The following is an 18,484-nucleotide window of genomic DNA, read 5'->3' on the forward strand; positions in this document are numbered from 1 at the left end:
AGATTTCTTTTTTATTTCAGTCGAATACCCCGCTAGCTTGCTGCGGGGTGTGCCGCCGCAACTTTGATTTCCCGATTTTTCACTTCTAACGCTTATTATACGTTTTCTGCTTCAGTAAAGGGAAAGTTTGACTCTATTCTATTTCCGTTCAAAATGTCGCTCTCAGTTACCTGAATTCCTGCAATAGTTGAGTTTTTTCCTGTGGTCAGTGAATAAACAGAGGTTGCATGAACTCCTTTTCCTGTGTTTTCGGTCGAATAGGGCACGGTTATCTCAAATATACCGTTCTCATCTGCCACGTCACCTTTCTGATATGTGAATTTCCTGCCTGTATTTGAGCTGAGCTCAAGTGTTGCCATCACGGATTGGTTAGGGCTTGCAGTGCCTGAAATCGTGGCTCCCTTGACATATTCGAATACCTTCACAGTATTTTCTTTACTATTCTTATTCTCTGTGGAATTTATAGTACTTTCATGGATCAGCCTGTAATTCCCCAGGGAGGTTCCATCAAGTTTATGTAGCTTATATACCTGGGTTTGCAGGAGAGCATGTTTAGGAGTTGCAACGGTTTTGAGGCCTGTATTTTCTTTCGCGGTTTTGACTTCGTAATAGTCTCCGATATTTTTTCCTGCTATTTTGGTAATAGCACTAAACTTACCTTCTGCCATCAGTGTGTCAGTTATTACGTATTTTACATTGAGTTTTTCAATTATTGTTTTTGCTTCCTTTTCGGAATCCGTTATAAAGAAGCGTGCAGAATCTTCTATACCTGTCTGGAAGTTATTGGAGACTGCAGGCCGTTTTCCCACATATACAATCCAGTTCCCGTAGTCCCACCAGCTAAGAACCCCGTACTCAGGGGTTTCTGAAGGCTCAAGATAATAAGAAGTTGCAGGTGTTGAGGCTTCAAGCCATTCGAGGGAGTCCTGCCATTCAGGATCAATTGAGACTGCATCCTTTGCAAAAGTAGCACCTAACCATACGGAGGGCACAAAGATCAGGCCTATCAGTGCCACCCCTGAAGCAAGTTTGAAGTAGTCAGGTCCGGCATCCGTAATCTTTGACTCTGCTGCATGTCTGGTTTTTGATTTTGAGTTCGTTTTTGATACTGACCTTTTACCCGTTTGAAAGGCAGATTCCAGATCATTCTCCGTTACCTTTCCGGATTTTGCCAGCTTATTTACTTCTTTTCCGAAATCAAGGGATTCCAGCAAAATCCAGAGAATATATGCGGTAAGGATTGAGATATTTACCGCAAAAAGATAGGAAAACCGCCTCTGGGAAAAGGTGAGGTATGCATAAAAAAGTGTCCATACAAGGAAAAATACTCCTTCTGGCTTTAACTTTTCGCCTTTCAACTCAAGGCCGAACAGGAAAAATCCTGCCAGTGCCGCCAGGAAGGAAAGCCCAAAACTTCCTAATGTCGGGGCGAAAGTAAGTTTTCCCTGTGAAGTCAAAAAGAGGGGCACTGCTTCTACAACTGTGCCTATATATTCACCTTTTCCAGAAAAGAACCTCAGTCCTTCAATAATGAAAGCGTAGTATTCGACGGAAAATATCCGGAGGAAAAGAAGTCCTGAGCCGAATACGAGTATCAACACGCCAGGATAGTACTTCCAGTCCATTCCTTTCTTTGAGATATATGCTGAAAAACCCCATAAAAGGAATATTCCGGTGAGCAGGATCAGTACAAAGACAACCTGGAACCAGGAAAGATACATTGCACTCATCTCAAGCCCCTGACGGACTGCTCCTGCTGAGAGAGGAATGGTAAACAAGAGTGTTGCAAACAGAGCTGCAGTTGAGCACATGAAGAGGTAATCTGACTCTTTCCCTGCTTTAAGATCGAGTGTTGCCTGAACCAATGCATAAAGGACAACAAAGCCGATAAGGGCAGGAGCTCCTACCCATGTAAAGATAAGGAGTGAAAAAAAGAGTCCTGAAGCCGCTGCAAGAAGCAGGGGATTTATGAGTTTCTTATCTGAGGATATGTTTTTGAGTGAACTTAATGAAAGTTTTCTCTCCCCTGCTAGCTTTATGGCAAGTATGAAAAATGCATAGGCTGCCGTTGAGAGGAGTACTTCAGCTACGTGATGGTCAACTGCCCCAAAACGGGATGTGTATACATGGGCAGGTATAACCGCAAAAATGAAAGCTCCAAGAAGCCCTATTTTTTTGTCAAAGACTGAAGCCGCTACCACATAAACCGGAATTACTGTAAGGACTCCGAGCAGTACCGGTAAAAGAGCCCCTGCAAATTCGACAGTATGCGTGTCAGGCTGTCCTCCTCCCAGAATTATTGCAAGCATGGCGCCTAACAGGTCAAAGAGTGGCGGCCACCCAATCTCAAAACCATAAGGATAGTTAAGATAGGTATCAAAGTTAAGAAAATGAGGGAAACTGGAGGCCGTATATAGAATGCGCCGCATATGATAAAACTCATCAAATCCCGTAAAGGTTATGCCACCGTCTGCAGTGAGTGAAGCATAGGAGAGCATGCGCATGAGAAAAGCAACTGCTATTACAGCGATAAGTGAAATGATTTTAAATCTTGAACTATAAGTTGATGGTTTTGACTCCAGATGCCTCATGTTTTTATTCATAGCGACCACTTCATTGTATTTTTTGATTTTTTCAATAGTTCCATCTTTTTTACTACTTCTTAAAGGAGAGAGTGCGTAAAAATAGTCCTTTAACTTTCGTTTGATTTTTTAATATTCTCTTATTTAATCCAACACCTTGTTATCTTAGTGATATAATTGTTACGTTCACGGCTTTCCATTAATTCATAACTTTTATCATGATGTCTGCTTAATTCAATACGCAAACAATTATACTTTAATTTTAATGGGCATATTCACTCTATGTAGTCTATTTTCGGCAGTGTCACGAATTTGCTGTAAATTCAAAGTCAATTTTTGCCTATTGTATAAAATTTGGTTCTTCGGATGTGGGATATCCTATTCATTTACTTCTTGAAATCTGTGATTGTAATGAAAAATCGACACACAGCCTACTCCTGGCTGTTTGAATTACTTCTAGATTATCAAATTACAAGTACCGCTATAAATCAATATTTATATTGTTTGTCGTAGAAAGGATTATACACATGTTTCTATGATTATTAAAAAATTATTAGTTTTATGTTAATTTTTTGAGTAGAACTTGTCATATTTGTCATTATACATTGGTTAAAAATATACTCATGAGTTCACTTAAAATAAATATTTTGCGTGTAGAGATCTCTCCAGATCGGGATCATCAGATTGGGATTTGAGTTGTAAAATACATACCATTAAATCAATTTAATGAGTTTGAGATCTCGTACATAAGCTCTTAAAAGTCCAAACTTTGATAAAATCAATTTTAGTCCAATATTATTCTTTAAATGGAGACCTTAAAATGAAGCTTTCAATAATCTTAGGCACAAGACCAGAAATTATAAAAATGTCTCCTCTGATAAGAGAATGTGAAAAAAGGAACCTTGATTATTTCGTTCTGCACACTGGCCAACACTACTCCTATGAGATGGATAGGGCTTTCTTCGATGATCTTGAGTTGCCGAAACCAGCCTATAATCTCGATGTAGGTTCCGGAAGCCATGCAGAGCAAACAGGTAAAATCATGGAGGGTATCGAGAAAGTCCTTATTGAAGAAAAGCCAGACGTGGTTTTAGTTCAGGGTGATACAAATACTGTACTTGCCGGCACTCTTGCTGCTTCTAAAGTACATATAAAAGTAGGGCATGTGGAAGCCGGCCTTAGAAGTTATGATCGCAGCATGCCCGAAGAAATAAATCGAGTTGTAGCGGATCATGTTTCGGATTATCTCTTTGCACCCACTGAGCTTTCAAAGCAAAATCTGCTGAAAGAGGGTATTGAAGAAAGCAAAATATTTGTAACTGGTAATACAATTGTTGACGCTGTTTTGCAAAATTTAGAGATTTCTAACAAGAATGTAGATGTTTTGAATGATTTGAACTTGAAGTCAAAAGAATACTTCCTTCTCACTTCCCATAGGGCTGAGAACGTCGATAATCGGGAACAATTGGGCAAATTATTGAAAGGTATTTCCACGATTCAAAAAGAATATTCGCTACCTGTTGTTTTTCCAATACACCCGAGAACAGAAAAAAGAATCAAGGAATTCGGTTTTTCATTGGAAGGGATCAGGCCTATAAAGCCTGTAGGTTTTCTGGAGTTCCTGCAGCTTGAAGCGAATGCCAGACTTGTATTTACTGATTCAGGCGGAGTTCAGGAAGAAACCTGCATTCTGGGGACCCCCTGTGTAACACTGAGAGATAATACCGAAAGACCTGAAACACTGGAAGTCGGCTCTAATGTCCTGGCAGGTGTTGAACCGGATCGTATTATCCAATCAGCTATCAATATGATGAGCGAAAAAAGGACCTGGATCAATCCTTTTGGGGATGGAAGGGCTGCAGAAAAAATTATTGATACTCTGAGGACCGAATAATGGAGTCTTCAGCAGAGAGCGTCCCATTGGATATTGTCTGTTTCTCTGATATTTTCTGGGATGCACTCTGGCAGAGGCATCAGCAATTATTTACAAGATTTCCTTCTAACTGGAGAATTCTATTTATTGAACCCACGTCAATTCCTGTTTTACTTACGCAGCCTAAGCGGTTGTTCACAAGAAGACATCTAAATATAGAGATTGTTTCGTTACCATCGATTCCCTTGATAGACAGATCAGAGAATTTAAGGTGGATTAATGATTCTTTAATCTCTTTCTGGCTTCGTTTCATTTTAAAACAGAAGAATATAAAAGAGCCGGTTCTTTTCTACTATGAGCCCAGATATTCGACTTTAATAGGGAAGCTACAGGAAAAAATGGTTGTTTTGGATTATATTGATGATAAACTTGCATTCTCTAATGTTCCATCCTGGATGAAAAAGTATCTGGATAACTTAATCGAGAAAGCAAATCTCGTTTTCGTAGCTTCTTCATATTTACATAATAATATCCTGAAGACTAGAAAGAATGATGTGTATCTGATTGGTAATGGGGTTGATGTGGATCATTTCAAGAAGGCAATGACAGATATCCCAATTCCTGAAGATATAGCACACATAAAAACACCGATTGTAGGGTATATCGGTGCTCTCAGTGACTGGGTAGATTTTGACATTATAAAAGCAATTAGCCAAAAATATCTGGATCTTTCTGTTGTACTGGTTGGGCCGGAATTTCCCAGTGTAAAAAACGAAATTGATTCCTTAAAGCAATATCCAAATATATTTATACTTGGGATGAAGCCTTATGAAATACTTCCGAATTACATTAAAGCTTTTGACGTTTGTATAATTCCTTTTAAAATTAATGAGTTAACATTGAGTTCGAATCCTCTCAAATTTTATGAGTATATTTCAAGTGGAAAAAATGTAATTTCGATCAATTTACCTGAAGTAAAACAGTTTGATCACGCAATATATGTTGCAAATAATTTAGATGAATTCCTGCATTTCATCCCCATTTCTCTCAATAAAAATGTGAATATTGAAGAAGTTCTTAAGATTACAGAAGAAAACACATGGGATCGAAAGTCGGAAATGATGATTAAGTTGATTATTAACAAGTTGACTACCTAAATAAAGTGGGTATTTTTATTGTTAATTTTTGAAAAATAAGCGCTATTGTGTCTTATGAGATGAATTCCAGAGAATGATTGGACTAATATTTTAAAATTAAATGGAAATAAATAGAGAAAAAGAACAAAACGAATATTTTATGTAGTTGATTATTGAAAATTTGTCTGAATGTATCAAAAAAATATATTGATAATTCAGAAATCACTGTTCTTGATTGGGGATACGCTTTAGGTCAGGGTGTTAACCTTTTACAAAATAAATTCCCCCGTACTAAAGTGAAGGGACTTGATTTTTCTGAAACTATTGGGTTGTGTCCGTGAGTTACTGAAAACAGTGAGCATAAAAAATCTCTCTATGTTTGCCTTAAAGGTAGGGGAAAGTGATTATGTCTAATGAGATAAACTCGACAACTGAAATGAATAAAAAGTTTAAAGAGGCTATTCAGGACTTTTTCGCAAGCGGCAAGGGCTCACCTATGTATGAAACATACGTGAATTATGCTCTGGGCACCAATATGCGAGGCGACATTCTGGCAAAGGAGCTTTCTAATCACATTCCACTCGCGGACAGATCATACGTCGATATAGGAACCGCATATGGCGGCTTTATGGTTGCTTTTGCGAAGATGGGATGTAAAAATGTTTTTGGTATGGAAATCGATGATCGGTTGGTGAACATTTGCAGGTTAAACCTTCAGGAAAATGGTCTGAATCCGGAATCGGTTATTAGATATGACATATGCCAGCCGTTACAAGGTAAACTAAAGAGGAAGTTTGATGTCATAACCTGTACAGACGTGCTTGAACATGTACTGGATGTCCCCTCGACGATAAATAACATTATCGCACTGGCAGCTAATGGCAGTCATATTTACCTGGAGATCCCTAACCGGTATCATGTTAATAATGTATTATCCGATCCTCATTTTGGGCTTTTCGGCATAACCCTGCTGGATAGGGACGATGCCATGGAGTATTTCAATATGGAAAGGAAAGGAGAGTATCTGGTGGGTGATTATTATAATCTGGATTATTTCCTCTCGTTTTTCCCAACTAAATTTTTCGAGGTAGTTAATATTTCCAATCCTGTACTACCCGTCACCTCTGATGAACTTTTTCTTAACGAAGTAAAAAATGCATATTTGGAAAAAGTAAGTAATTTATCTATATCCGATAAGTTAAAAGGAATTTTAATAGAAAGATTCGATCAATATATTATAAACTATACTGCACAAATGGATAATCCTGACTTGAATTCTTACTATGTCCAGAGCTGGAAACTGATTATTTACAAAAAAAAAGGTTTTGTCCGCGAGTTACTGAATACAGTGAGCACAAGAATATCTCTATGTTTTCCTTAAAGGTAGGGCAAGTGATTATATCTAAGAGCGCATCTTAAAATTAAACTTGAATCTATTACTGGGAAAGCATTTACACACTTGAACTGAAATACATTTGCATCAAGCCGTTAAATATCCAGAATGTGAGCTCACTCAATGATAGCTATTGAAGCTGATTTTATGTGTTGAGTGCTTACAGGACTCTGTTCCAAAATATAGTGATAAATGTAAAATTGAAAATCACCAGGTTTTATAACCTTAGTTTAACAGAATTCTCCAAAAACGATAACAAGAAAGATGTTATTTTTTTGAAGGCATTTCCGGAAGGTCGGTTGGAAACTGAAAACCGTATTTATAAGAAACTGAAAACCGTATTTATAATTTACTAAACAGTGAATTTATTTAGTCTCCTCGTATATTTCAACAACTTTTTATATATTCTCGGGCTCAAAAAACATATATCATTCTTTTACCCTTTTAAGGGGAAAGACTAATCGAGATTTATGAGATCTCTTTGAAATAAGAGCTTTTCCCGCTAATAGGATCCATTCAAAAATTATTATAAATAATATATACCTATTTTCTGGTTTTTGGTGTGGCTGCCAATTGCTAGTTATCTATAAAAACAATCTCTAAATTTTGATACCATGAAAGAAAATGATAACATCCTGATTAATTCTCAATCGTCTCAATTGTGGGATAATGTAGCAGAGACTTATTCCGAAACCGCAAATATTTCGGAAATTAAACTCGGTCAGGAGATTGAGCAATTATTTTTTGGATTGGGAATTGAACCGGGGTCCTCTTTACTTGAAGTTGGGTGTGGGAGTGGGCATTTGTCGGGACACCTCGCAGATAGAGGTTTTCAGACAACACTTATTGACTTCAGTAAAGTAGCTCTGGAAAAAGCAAAACGGCATTATGAACAAAATAATTTAACAGGAAATTTTATTAATGCAGATATGTTCGACCTATCTGCCAATCTGGTTGAACCTCACGACGTTGTCTGGAATTCAGGTGTACTTGAGCACTTTGATGCCTGGAAAGTTATTGATGTTTTAAAGAGAATGGGGCAGGTTGCCAGAAAATATGTTCTCATTCTTGTACCAAATGCAATGAGTGTACCTTATTTACTGTTTCGCCGTTGTGCCATGGAAAAAGGTGAATGGATATGGGGGAGAGAACTGCTCCGCGATTCCATGAAACATCTTGCGGAAGCTGCAGGGCTTGAAGTTATTGAAGAGCAATATATTGGGGAGCATTTTTCTTGCGATCATCTTTCTTATGTTAATTCTGAAGTAGGGTCAAAATATCAGAATATAGGTCAACAACTCATTCCACGGGAACGAAATTATTTGATTGCATTGATAGCACGTCCTAAAAATAAGGATCTTCCGGAAAATAAAGATGTTCCGTCAAATTATGAAAAAGTAATTGAAGATGTGCTAAGAAAGGAATCAAAAATTGAAACTGATACTTATTACTTCGATTTTTCTTCATTTAATTCTCATCTTGAAAAAATGGATACTAAAATTGATGAGTTGCAAAATGTAACTGTTGATTTTAAGTCACAACTCGAAGAAAAAGATAACAAGATCAACGAGTTGCAAAATGTAACTGCTGATTTCAAGTCTCAACTTGAAGACAAAAATAACAAGATCAACGAGTTGCAAAACACAACTGCCCATTTTCAGTTCCAACTTGAAGACAAAAATAACAAGATCAAAGAGCTGCAAAACTTAAATGCTGGTTTTAAATCTAAACTTGATGAAAAATCAAGCGATATTCTCAACCTGAGAGAGACGGTTCGTCAAAGAGAAAGTTCCTTATCCTGGAAGTTAAGCCAATTTTATGGAAGATACTTTGAAATTGATTGTTTATTATCTCGCTCCATTTCAAAGGTACTAAATAAATTAATATTAACAAAAAATCCAAAAAATACTACTGATATGTTCTTAAATTTTGATAAAGAAATATACAAAGAACAAAATATAATGGATGATTTGAATTCTTTTTTAAACTCCGGAGATAATACTAAAATTTGTTTGATCTTTTCTGGAACTAAGTTTGTTGAAAATGAAGGTCAACGCCCTCTTCGTTTAGCACAGGAATTTTCTAAAAGAGGATACAAAATTATATTTGTAGGTTGGAGATGGAATAACAAAGAACAAATTGATGTCGGGACTGTATTTCCAAATATATTTCAAATACCTGTAGATTTTTTAGTAAATAATTATACTAAGATATTGAGTCATTCAAATCCTTCTATAGTGAATAAATTATTCATTTCGGAGTTCCCACACCCTCTATTATTTGAAATACTCAGTGTAGCAAATTGTTATAATTGGGTAACAATTTATGATGTATTGGATGAATGGGAAGAGTTTTATAAAGTTGGGAATGCAGTTTGGTATGACAAAGAAGTAGAAGCTTACGTTGCATTAAATTCTAAGATAGTCACCTGTGTTAGTCCAACTCTGGCAGATAAAATTAAAAAATTCACTAACAGTACTGATATCCGGGTGCTACCAAATGCCGTATCAACTGAAATGTTAAGTGCCAATATAAATGAAAAATTGCCAACTCATGTTAAAGGGAAAATTACGATCGGTTACTTTGGACATCTAACTTCAGCATGGTTTGATTGGGATGCCGTAATATCAATTGCAAATAGAAATCCTGACTGGATATTTCATATTATAGGATATGGCAATCCAAAAGAGTTGCAACTACCTAAAAATATTCTACTCCTCGGGAAAATAGATCCATCTGAACTTGGACATTATGCATCCAGCTGGGATGTGGCTATAATTCCTTTCAAAGAAAGTGTTCTTTCCTTATCCGTAGATCCAATTAAACTTTACGAATATCTATTCTTTAATCTTCCAGTTGTAGCTACTGGAATATATCACATTGAGAGATATCCGTATGTTTGGGTTGCACACTCTATAGATGAATTTGAAGCTTCAATCATCCAGGCTTCAAAAACAAAAATTGAAGAAAATGTTATTCAAAAGTTTATTTCTGAAAACTCCTGGAGTAAAAGAGTAGATGAAATTGATAAATATACTTCCAATTTAATTAATGACGGAGTCAGAATATGAAATTATTATTTGTTTATAAATTTTGTACAATGGGTGGCGTCGAAGTAATTCTTAAAAACAGGTTAGAAGTAATAGCTGAAAATCATAGTGATATTTCTGCAGATATCTTATTTTTTAATGATTATGGGGGGAAAAAATTATTTTCAGATAAATTTGAAAAAAACGTCTACATTATAAAAGATCCTTTAAGAATCAGGCAATTTGTCATTGAAGGAAAATATGATTTTGTTATTTCTATAGATACTCCTGAAATATTTGAGTATATTACTGATAATTCAGTTAAGTTTATCTTAGAAGTTCATACGAACTATAAAGAGAATAGAAATTATTTAAGCTCTATTGTTAGTGGAAAACAGAAGCCCATCGCAATAACTGTTCCTAGTAATTATTTCAAAGACATAATATCTCAAGAAATAGGTAATGAAATTCCAATATATGTGTTCCCAAATTTCATAAATAATTCATTTATTGAGTTGTATAATAGTATTGATGTAATAAATGAAAGTGATAAAAAGTATATTGGATGGATAGGGCGTTTGGATTCCCTCAAGAATTGGAGTGAATTTATAGATATTGGTCAGAAGCTGGCAAAAGAAAGAGACGATGTAATCTTCTTAATTGTTGGTGGTATGACTGCAGATGAAAGCATAAAAAATTCATTTTTCAAGGCTTTGAACAAGAAAAGTTTGTTACCTTCTACTAAATGGATTCCATTTTATTCTCCTATTCAAGCAATATACAAAACTATTGCCCAATCTAATGGTTGTTATGTGTCTACCAGTCGCGGTGAATCCTTTGGTATGACAGTGGTCGAATCTATGGCATGCCGCTGTCCAGTAGTATGTTCAAATATAGATGCTTTTAAAGAAATCACTGATTCTGGTAAATCTGGACTATTATATGATTTAGGAGATATTGATTCCGCAGTCTCCCAAATCAATTTACTACTGGATAACCAGCGCGTAAGAGAAGATATTATCAATAATTCCTATCAGTCGCTTTTTGAACGTTACGACCCTTCAAAAATAATATTTGATTGGATCTCTCTATTACATAATTTATTAGATAAATGCAGTATTTCATCAAATGTCCAAGATATTCAGTAGAGTTGCACCAATTATTCGCCAGTTTTACAGAAAATTAACTTTAAATGGTAACTTATTAAGTATAGTGTTGCATCAGTCTTTAAACATTTAAAGATTCTGAATAGTTGCAATTGAATTCATACGACATTTTGCTACTGATGCGACACTAAGACTTTTTCTACAACAATTTAAGACGGATTTTGAGGGATCCAATGAAGAGTGTAATTCAAAAACCCGTAATCAAGGAGAGGTATCTTTGGGTGGATTTAATACGGGTAATAGCTACATTTGCAGTTGTGGCAATCCACGTAAACGCTGATTTCATATGCTCCTGGAATAAAATACCATGGGTAGACTGGTGGGTGTCTGATATATATAGTGCAGTGACGCACTTTGCAGTTCCGGTATTCATTATATTAAGCGGGTACTTATTATTGGATAAGCAGGAGGATGACTGGGTCTTTTTTTCAAAAAGGTTTGACAAGGTTGTTATACCCCTGGTTGCATGGTCAATGATCTATTGGATAGTCGTGAACAATTATAATGTATTTAGCGTATTTACCATAGGTTTTGTGCGACAATTCTTGGCTGATACAATATATTATCATCTATATTTTCTCTACATAATTATTGGATTATATATTTTTACACCGTTGTTACGCAGGATCTTAGCGAATGCAAAAATGCATGACATATATTATTTCTTAATACTGTGGTTTTTATTCACGCCTTTCAGACAGCTAATAGGATTATTCGGATACAATTTTGAGATACCCTTAGAAGCCACAACCGGGTATTTAGGTTATTATATCACCGGTTATGCCATCAAAAAAACCCCGATAACTGACAAAATAATATATTTGTCGGGTATCATGGCTGTTACTTCCATAATAGGTACGATCGTTGGGTCTTATATCTTGAGCATAAATAGCGGAAGATTTGAGTCATTTTTTATCTCTGGATTAAGTATAACAACGGTAGTATACTCGATATGTTTGTTCATTTTCCTTCGGAAAGTGCTAGACCATATGATAGTATCAACGGCAATTATGAAAATAAAAAACATTATAAGTAATGTCGCCGTCGCTTCCATGGGCATATACCTTATCCATCCAATACTATTATTGTATGTATCAAACGGTTTATTTGGTGCGTTTTTATTACCTGCGTCTTTTCCGACCCCCAAAGTTCTGAGCCCGATAATATATGTTCCACTGGTCACAGTCTTACTGGTCGTCGTTTCTCTGATCATCGTGATAATAATGCAGAAAATACCTTTGATCAAGAAAATTGTGCCATAAGACAGAGCTTATCCCAAAACTCAAAATTGCTTCTCTGAATTCCATATTCCGAATAATCAATCGAGTTTAGGATCATGGATCTGACTTTCTTTCAAAAATACACTTTTGAGTAAACAGGGCGGTTTTCAGAATAAACGATAGCAGAAATTATTGTAAAAATTGAAAGAACATCTGCGGAAAGTTGGATAAAATGAGCATATAGATAAAAATACAGTAGAAAGGCTCATTAGTTGGATTGAACCATGTAGAACAGTATTTCCAAAATATGAATGAAGGAAAGTCATATCTTGGATTTTTAATCAGGGGAGCAATTTAGAGGTTACATCAAGTTCTGTGGGTGAGCTCTATATTAAAATCAACTATTAGGAGCTATAAATGAAAACTACTAATCTGTGGTCAGTATCTAAAATTGACTCCGTTCTTGTTTACATTGTTGGATATCTTCTTTTTATGAGCTCAATTTTATCTCTACAAAACTATTTTTCAATCTATATTCCTAAATACTGGGTATTTGTTTTTGGGTTTATAGGATGTTGTTTTTATTACATACTCTCTGATACTGACAGTTTTATTCAAAGGGGATCAACAAAGCATTTTTTGATAATTAGCGTCTTTGTAATTATTTTACTCCGCTTAATTTGGATACTGGTAGTACCAACCATACCTTTTTCAGATTTTGAAGTTTATCATAATTTTGGAATATTTATTTCCAAACAGTTTCCAATCCATCTATTATCTATCGACTATGACGCCAGAGGCTTTGGATATTCTTTTGTGCTGGGAATAATTTACAAAATTTTTGGAGTAAGTCTTTTTGCAGCAAAATTACTGAACGTTTTTCTTAGTGCATTGACAGGAATTCTTCTTTATTTGATTGCTGGATCTTTATTTGATGAATGTACTGCAAGAATAACCACTGTACTATATTCAATCTGGCCTGCTCAAATTATGTATAACAGTGTCCTGGCTTCAGAGCATTTGTTTATTTTTTTTATTTTTCTCGGAATAGCTATGTTTATCGGAGCCATTAAAGTGAAACCAGATGATGCATTTACACATATTTTTTTAGCTGGTGTTATCTTTGGATTAGCTTATACAGTTCGTTTTCTATCCATAATCATTGTTGCCACAGGCTTTATGACTTTATTATTTTTTCAAGAGCACCCTTTGAAAAACAGGATACGGTCCTCTCTTCTTTTAATATCTGGGTTTGCTATTGTCTGGATCCTTTTTACTGGGCTTGGTGCAGCCGTTGATATCCCTTCTGATCCGCGTACAGGAATACAAAATTCATTACTTATGGGGACAAATTATGAATACACAGGGAGTTGGAATCTAGTTGACAGTCAAATATGGGAAAATAATAGCCCAGAAGAAGCGAAAAAAATTGCTTTTCAGACGGGTTTATCTCGTATAGCTGAAAATCCCGGAGGATTTCTTAAACTAATATTCGAAAAATTTAGTGTAATATGGGGTAACGAGTCATTTGGAGCTTATTGGAGTACCGTGAATCTGGATTCAACAAAATCAACTGATTCTATACTCCAAAATCTATCCCTAATATTAGCAGTCCCCCAATTCTACTATTTTGGGATATTATTTTTTAGTCTATTGGGTTGCTATAAATTAAAGAACACAAATCTTAACATTGGGATTCGGTTTCTTTTTATAATATTTTTAATTTTTGTAATACTTCACAGTTTCCTTGAAGTGCAATCTCGATATCATTATCCCTGGGAGTTAATATTCATAATATTGGGAGGATATGGAATAGCATGTAAACCAGTTATTCCATGTGATCCGTGAACTACCCCAACTGTCGGGCTGATGTCCTCCGAGGAAGGGGATTTCCCGTTGTGCCTTTGCGTTCCCATAGTTAAATTTATTACTTAAGGAATGCAGAGGGTCACGAATACCCCCGTCCTTCAGGAGGCTATCCGACTTCAATTTTGGGGCAAAAACCTGTAAAATAAGGCACATCAAGCTTTTAAATAGAAATAGAAGAAATCTGGTTATTACTGGTGGTAATTGCCGGACAGCCTGTTTAGGGCGGAGTGGCCTCACGCAATTTTATATAATTGTTGGCTATTTATTGCGTTTTTTTATTTCTCATCAGTAGTAATCAGACTTCTCTGTGTAGTCAAAATCAATATCAATCAACTGGTTTTTGTAAGCTGGATAATTGCCATTTATTCATCATACTGCAAAATCTAGGAACTATGTTCTTTTGATTGTAAATTTTCAGGACGTTTTATGCTATGGATTGATATAGACTTATCATTTCCTCAGGATTCCCTATCCCAATCTGTTCCCCATGATTCAATAGAAGCACCTTATCACAAAAACGCTGTACTGTACCCAAATCATGGCTGACATAAACAACCGTTTTGTCCATTTCCCTATATCTATCAAAAACTTCAAAACTTTTTTTCTGAAAATCCAGGTCACCTACTGCAAGGACTTCATCCAATAGAAGAATTTCCGGTTCGATTTGAATTGCTGTTGAGAATGCCAGCCTTACAATCATTCCACTGGAAAAATTTTTGATTTTTGAATCCTTGAAACGATTTAGTCCTCCAAATTCAAGAATACCATCTATTCGGTCTTCTATCTCATCGTCTGAGAGTCCCATTATGGCGCCATAAATTTTTATGTTTTCTTTTGCGGTTAAATCAGGTTGAAAACCTATTCCTAACTCCAAAAATGAAGTTATTCTTCCGTTTACCGTTATTTTGCCTTTTGTAGGACGAATCGTATTTGCTATGACCTTTAGAAGAGTGCTTTTCCCACTTCCATTATGGCCTATGACTCCAAGCCATTCTCCTTTTTTGACTGTGAAATTTATATCTTTTAATGCGGTGAATGATTCATATCCCATTTTACTATCCAGCAGTCCATATAAAGTTTCGAACAAAGTATTTCTTTTTTCGTGGGGAATCTTGTAATTTTTCCATAAGTTTTTTGCTTCAATAATGTCCATTATAATTAAACCTCCTCTGCAAATCCAGGCTCAAGCTTCATAAAAATTAAATACCCAACAAGTAAAATCACAAGGGATGAAGCAAAGCAGAAGATTAGGTCCCAGGAAGATATGGCTGTATTATACAGCAACGACTCTCTGGACATCAAGATTATTCTTGCCATTGGATTCAAAAGTAGCAATCTTTTAATTTCACCCTGGTAAGTTGAAATGTCAAAGAAAATCCCACTTGCAAAGAAACCAGCCTGAAGAACGACTGCCCAGATGTATTGAACATCTCTATAGTATGTATTGAGTGCGCCTAATGAAAGGGAAACTCCAAATACGAGTATAAATAGGATTATGAAAATTAAGGGGAAATAAATAGCAGTTGATGTTGGCATCAATCCTGATATCACCATGAAAAAAGCAAATACCCCAAGTTCAAGCACTGCCATCATAAGGGCGGTCAGAGATGAACTGAATATCAATACTTCTCTTGGGATATAGACCTGTCTTACCATGCCGGGTTTGCTGATTATACCTTGCAGGCCCATTGTAGTGCCTTTTGTGAAAAAATCCCACATGGCAATGCCAAGAAGAAGGAACAAATGGTAATTTTTCTGAGTACTCGGGTATATGTCTACAAATACCACATATAATACCAGTAGCATCAATAGCGGTTCTAACAACGACCAGAAAAAGCCCAGGACTGAGTTTTTATATCGTACCTTGAAATCACTAATTGCTAATCTTCTTACAAGATGACGATATTTCCATAGATTTTTGATCATCTACTGATTACCTCTTTCGTTTTTTTAATAAATTCTGATGTATCAAAAAGTTTTGCTCTTTGAAGGCACGAATCCTTATATTTTTCCGGATTTTCCGAGACGATTCTTATTGCCTTAACAATACTTTCTACGTTTGCTTCAACCAGCAGTCCTGTTTTGCCATCTATCATGCTTTCGAGGAATCCGCCTTCTTTGACTGCCACTACAGGTTTTCCTGCGGCCATGGCTTCAATAGGTGTCATCCCAAAATCCTCATCCATTGCCGTTGTGATATGTCCTCTACAGGTGGTATATAATTCAAGTAGTTTTTCCTCTGAAACACTGCCAATCAACATTACATTTTCTGGAAGTCCAGTCATTAATCTGGATGCATATCCTGATGCATGATCTCCTGCTGCATAACCTCCGACGATAAGCAATTTTTGATCTGGCATTTCTCTGAAAGCTTCAATTTGCAGTTCCACTCTCTTTTCAGGATACAGCCGATTTACGGATAGCCAGAAATCTCCATATTCCTTGAATTTAAATCTTGAAGTGTCAACCGGAGGATAAATTACTTCTGAATCCCTATTTAAGTACTTTCTTATTCTATTTTTAGTATTTACGGAGTTAGTCACAATCTTACATACATGAGATAAGTAGTACTCAGAAACTTTCCTGTGCAACTGTACCCACACCATAAATGGTACAGAAACAAAAATTGACTGGTTTTTACGGTACACATCGTAAAGATCATAGAAAGCTCTTGTTGGTGTGTGACAGTAGTAAAGATTTGGTTTGTGTTTTTTCGCTGCAAAGAGTGCCCAGTTCCCGGAAAAAACAAAAAAATCATATTTTTTCGAAAAATCACAGGTTGCAAATTTAAAAGAGGCATCTATCTGTTTTAAGGGTGGCATCTTTAAGGTGTTCCCAAGGCTTATGATTTTAACGGCCTCAAAACCCATTTTTTTTACGGAATCCATGTCTACATCTGTAGTAATCACGTCTGCTCCCAGTCCCTTTGCAAGGGTAAGAACCAGTTTTTCTCCTCCGCCGATTGCTCCGATGTAATCATGGAAAATAGCAATTTTCATGCAAGTTCCTCATAACTATTTTCTAGTTTCATTAATGCTTCATCCCAATCATATTTTTCAGCTTTGTTAAATGCAGCTTCTGAAACTTTTCTGTTCCCTGAGCTCTTCTCAATCATTTTTTCCACGGCTTTTGCAATCTCCTTCTCTTCCAGTTCCACAACAAGCCCGTCCACTCCATCTTCAACAAGTCCCTGCGCTGCATTGTACTTCTCCCTTACTGTTACTACAGGCACCCCGCAGGCAAAAGCCTCGATTACAACCATCCCGAAGCCTTCCCTGCTTGAAGGCAGCACGAGTACCTTTGAAGCCTTGACTTTTCCGATCAGAGCACCGTACTCCTGAAAGCCTGTAAATTTGATGTTTTCAGAAACTTCCAGCTTCCTTGCAAGCTCCACAAGCGCTGCCTTTTCAGGTCCATCCCCAACAATACAGCACCTGATGTCTGGAAAATCAGCTTTAAGGAGAGCCACTGCTTTTATCAAAACATCAACATTTTTTTCTTTTATGAGCCTGCCTGCGAAGATTATGTCGTAAATTTTCTCATCAAGTCCTGCAGAATTCAGGCCACCTTCCGGTTCAATCCCGGAAATCCTTTTAAAATCGATCCCATTAGGAATGACCATTATATTATTTTCAGGGGTCCCGAGGGCTTCAAGCCTCTTCTTCGTCCAGTCCGAAACCGCTATATTATTATCCGATATTTTAGAAACCGCTTTTTCGATCACTTTTCCGAAAAAGCCTGCTTTTCCCATGTATTCATACCAGTAGTCGTCCCAGACTTCATGCCATGTAAAGATTGCAGGACTACTTTTTAAAACTGAGATAAGCTTTACGGTAAAACAGGAAAAATAGGGAAATACGCTTACGTCAATAAGGTCGAATTTCTCTTTCATTAGTGCTGGAAACAATTTCACTGAGAATAAAAGTGCTTCGGAAATTGACCTTCTGCCAGCCACATAGAGTTCCCTTGCTTTGCAAACGCCGTGGAGGGTCATGCCTTCATATTCAATAACGTCTCCGCCTTCCCACCATTTAATCCCGAAAAGGTGCACATCGTACCCCTGTGAAGAAAGCCGCATCCCCAGTTCATGAATGCGCATTTCTGCACCCCCTTTGACCCAGGGATATACAGCATCGTATACGAAGGCTATTTTCATTGCATCACCTTACCAGTCTGTATCAACTTCCAGGAGCATTACGCTTACAAAGATTGCAGA

General features: G+C 36.5%; 12 protein-coding genes. 7 read left to right on the plus strand and 5 right to left on the minus strand.

Annotation, left to right across the window (positions count from 1 at the left end; translation table 11 throughout):
• Positions 1–95: 95 nt before the first annotated feature.
• Complete coding sequence (locus EO92_RS06110; protein WP_048170056.1) at positions 96–2,603, minus strand: oligosaccharyl transferase, archaeosortase A system-associated; 2,508 nt, start codon at positions 2,601–2,603, stop codon at positions 96–98.
• A 748-nt stretch (positions 2,604–3,351) separates the two neighbouring features.
• Between EO92_RS06110 and wecB the strand changes: the two genes are divergently transcribed.
• The 7 genes from wecB to EO92_RS06145 all read left to right on the plus strand — a co-directional run bounded on the left by wecB (position 3,352) and on the right by EO92_RS06145 (position 14,247).
• The gene (gene wecB, locus EO92_RS06115; protein WP_235283211.1) at positions 3,352–4,476 is read left to right on the plus strand and encodes a non-hydrolyzing UDP-N-acetylglucosamine 2-epimerase; all 1,125 of its coding nucleotides are present in this window, start codon (positions 3,352–3,354) and stop codon (positions 4,474–4,476) included.
• The gene (locus EO92_RS06120; protein WP_048170060.1) at positions 4,476–5,612 is read left to right on the plus strand and encodes a glycosyltransferase; all 1,137 of its coding nucleotides are present in this window, start codon (positions 4,476–4,478) and stop codon (positions 5,610–5,612) included. The genes wecB and EO92_RS06120 overlap by 1 nt, the downstream gene beginning before the upstream one ends.
• Positions 5,613–5,997: 385 nt before the next feature.
• Positions 5,998–6,972 carry a bifunctional 2-polyprenyl-6-hydroxyphenol methylase/3-demethylubiquinol 3-O-methyltransferase UbiG gene (locus tag EO92_RS06125; protein WP_048170062.1) on the plus strand — a complete coding sequence of 325 codons (975 nt, stop codon included), beginning with the start codon at positions 5,998–6,000 and terminating at the stop codon, positions 6,970–6,972.
• Positions 6,973–7,598: 626 nt separating this feature from the next.
• Positions 7,599–10,055, plus strand: a complete 2,457-nt coding sequence (locus EO92_RS06130) for a methyltransferase domain-containing protein (protein ID WP_048170064.1) — start codon at positions 7,599–7,601, stop codon at positions 10,053–10,055.
• 29 nt (positions 10,056–10,084) lie between these two features.
• Positions 10,085–11,161: a glycosyltransferase family 4 protein gene (locus EO92_RS06135; protein ID WP_162197450.1), complete on the plus strand. Its 1,077-nt coding sequence runs from the start codon at positions 10,085–10,087 to the stop codon at positions 11,159–11,161.
• Between the two features lie 191 nt (positions 11,162–11,352).
• The gene (locus tag EO92_RS06140) at positions 11,353–12,441 is read left to right on the plus strand and encodes an acyltransferase (RefSeq protein WP_048170067.1); all 1,089 of its coding nucleotides are present in this window, start codon (positions 11,353–11,355) and stop codon (positions 12,439–12,441) included.
• Positions 12,442–13,038: 597 nt separating this feature from the next.
• Positions 13,039–14,247, plus strand: a complete 1,209-nt coding sequence (locus tag EO92_RS06145; protein ID WP_235283212.1) for a glycosyltransferase family 39 protein — start codon at positions 13,039–13,041, stop codon at positions 14,245–14,247.
• A 445-nt stretch (positions 14,248–14,692) separates the two neighbouring features.
• Here EO92_RS06145 and EO92_RS06150 read toward each other — a convergent pair whose 3' ends face one another.
• Genes EO92_RS06150 through EO92_RS06165 form a run of 4 tightly spaced genes read right to left on the minus strand, consistent with a single transcriptional unit; the run spans position 14,693 to position 18,424 of the window.
• A complete protein-coding gene (locus EO92_RS06150) occupies positions 14,693–15,421 on the minus strand; it encodes an ABC transporter ATP-binding protein (RefSeq protein WP_048170072.1) in 729 nt (242 codons plus the stop codon).
• A gap of 5 nt (positions 15,422–15,426) precedes the next feature.
• Complete coding sequence (locus EO92_RS06155; RefSeq protein WP_048170074.1) at positions 15,427–16,194, minus strand: ABC transporter permease; 768 nt, start codon at positions 16,192–16,194, stop codon at positions 15,427–15,429.
• The gene (locus EO92_RS06160; RefSeq protein WP_048170077.1) at positions 16,191–17,267 is read right to left on the minus strand and encodes a glycosyltransferase; all 1,077 of its coding nucleotides are present in this window, start codon (positions 17,265–17,267) and stop codon (positions 16,191–16,193) included. Before EO92_RS06160 ends, EO92_RS06155 begins: the two co-directional genes overlap by 4 nt.
• Positions 17,264–18,424, minus strand: coding sequence for a glycosyltransferase family 4 protein (locus EO92_RS06165; RefSeq protein WP_048170081.1), 1,161 nt, complete (start codon positions 18,422–18,424; stop codon positions 17,264–17,266). The genes EO92_RS06160 and EO92_RS06165 overlap by 4 nt, the downstream gene beginning before the upstream one ends.
• Positions 18,425–18,484: the final 60 nt, after the last annotated feature.

This window comes from Methanosarcina sp. 2.H.A.1B.4 (assembly GCF_000979385.1).
Lineage (GTDB): Archaea > Halobacteriota > Methanosarcinia > Methanosarcinales > Methanosarcinaceae > Methanosarcina.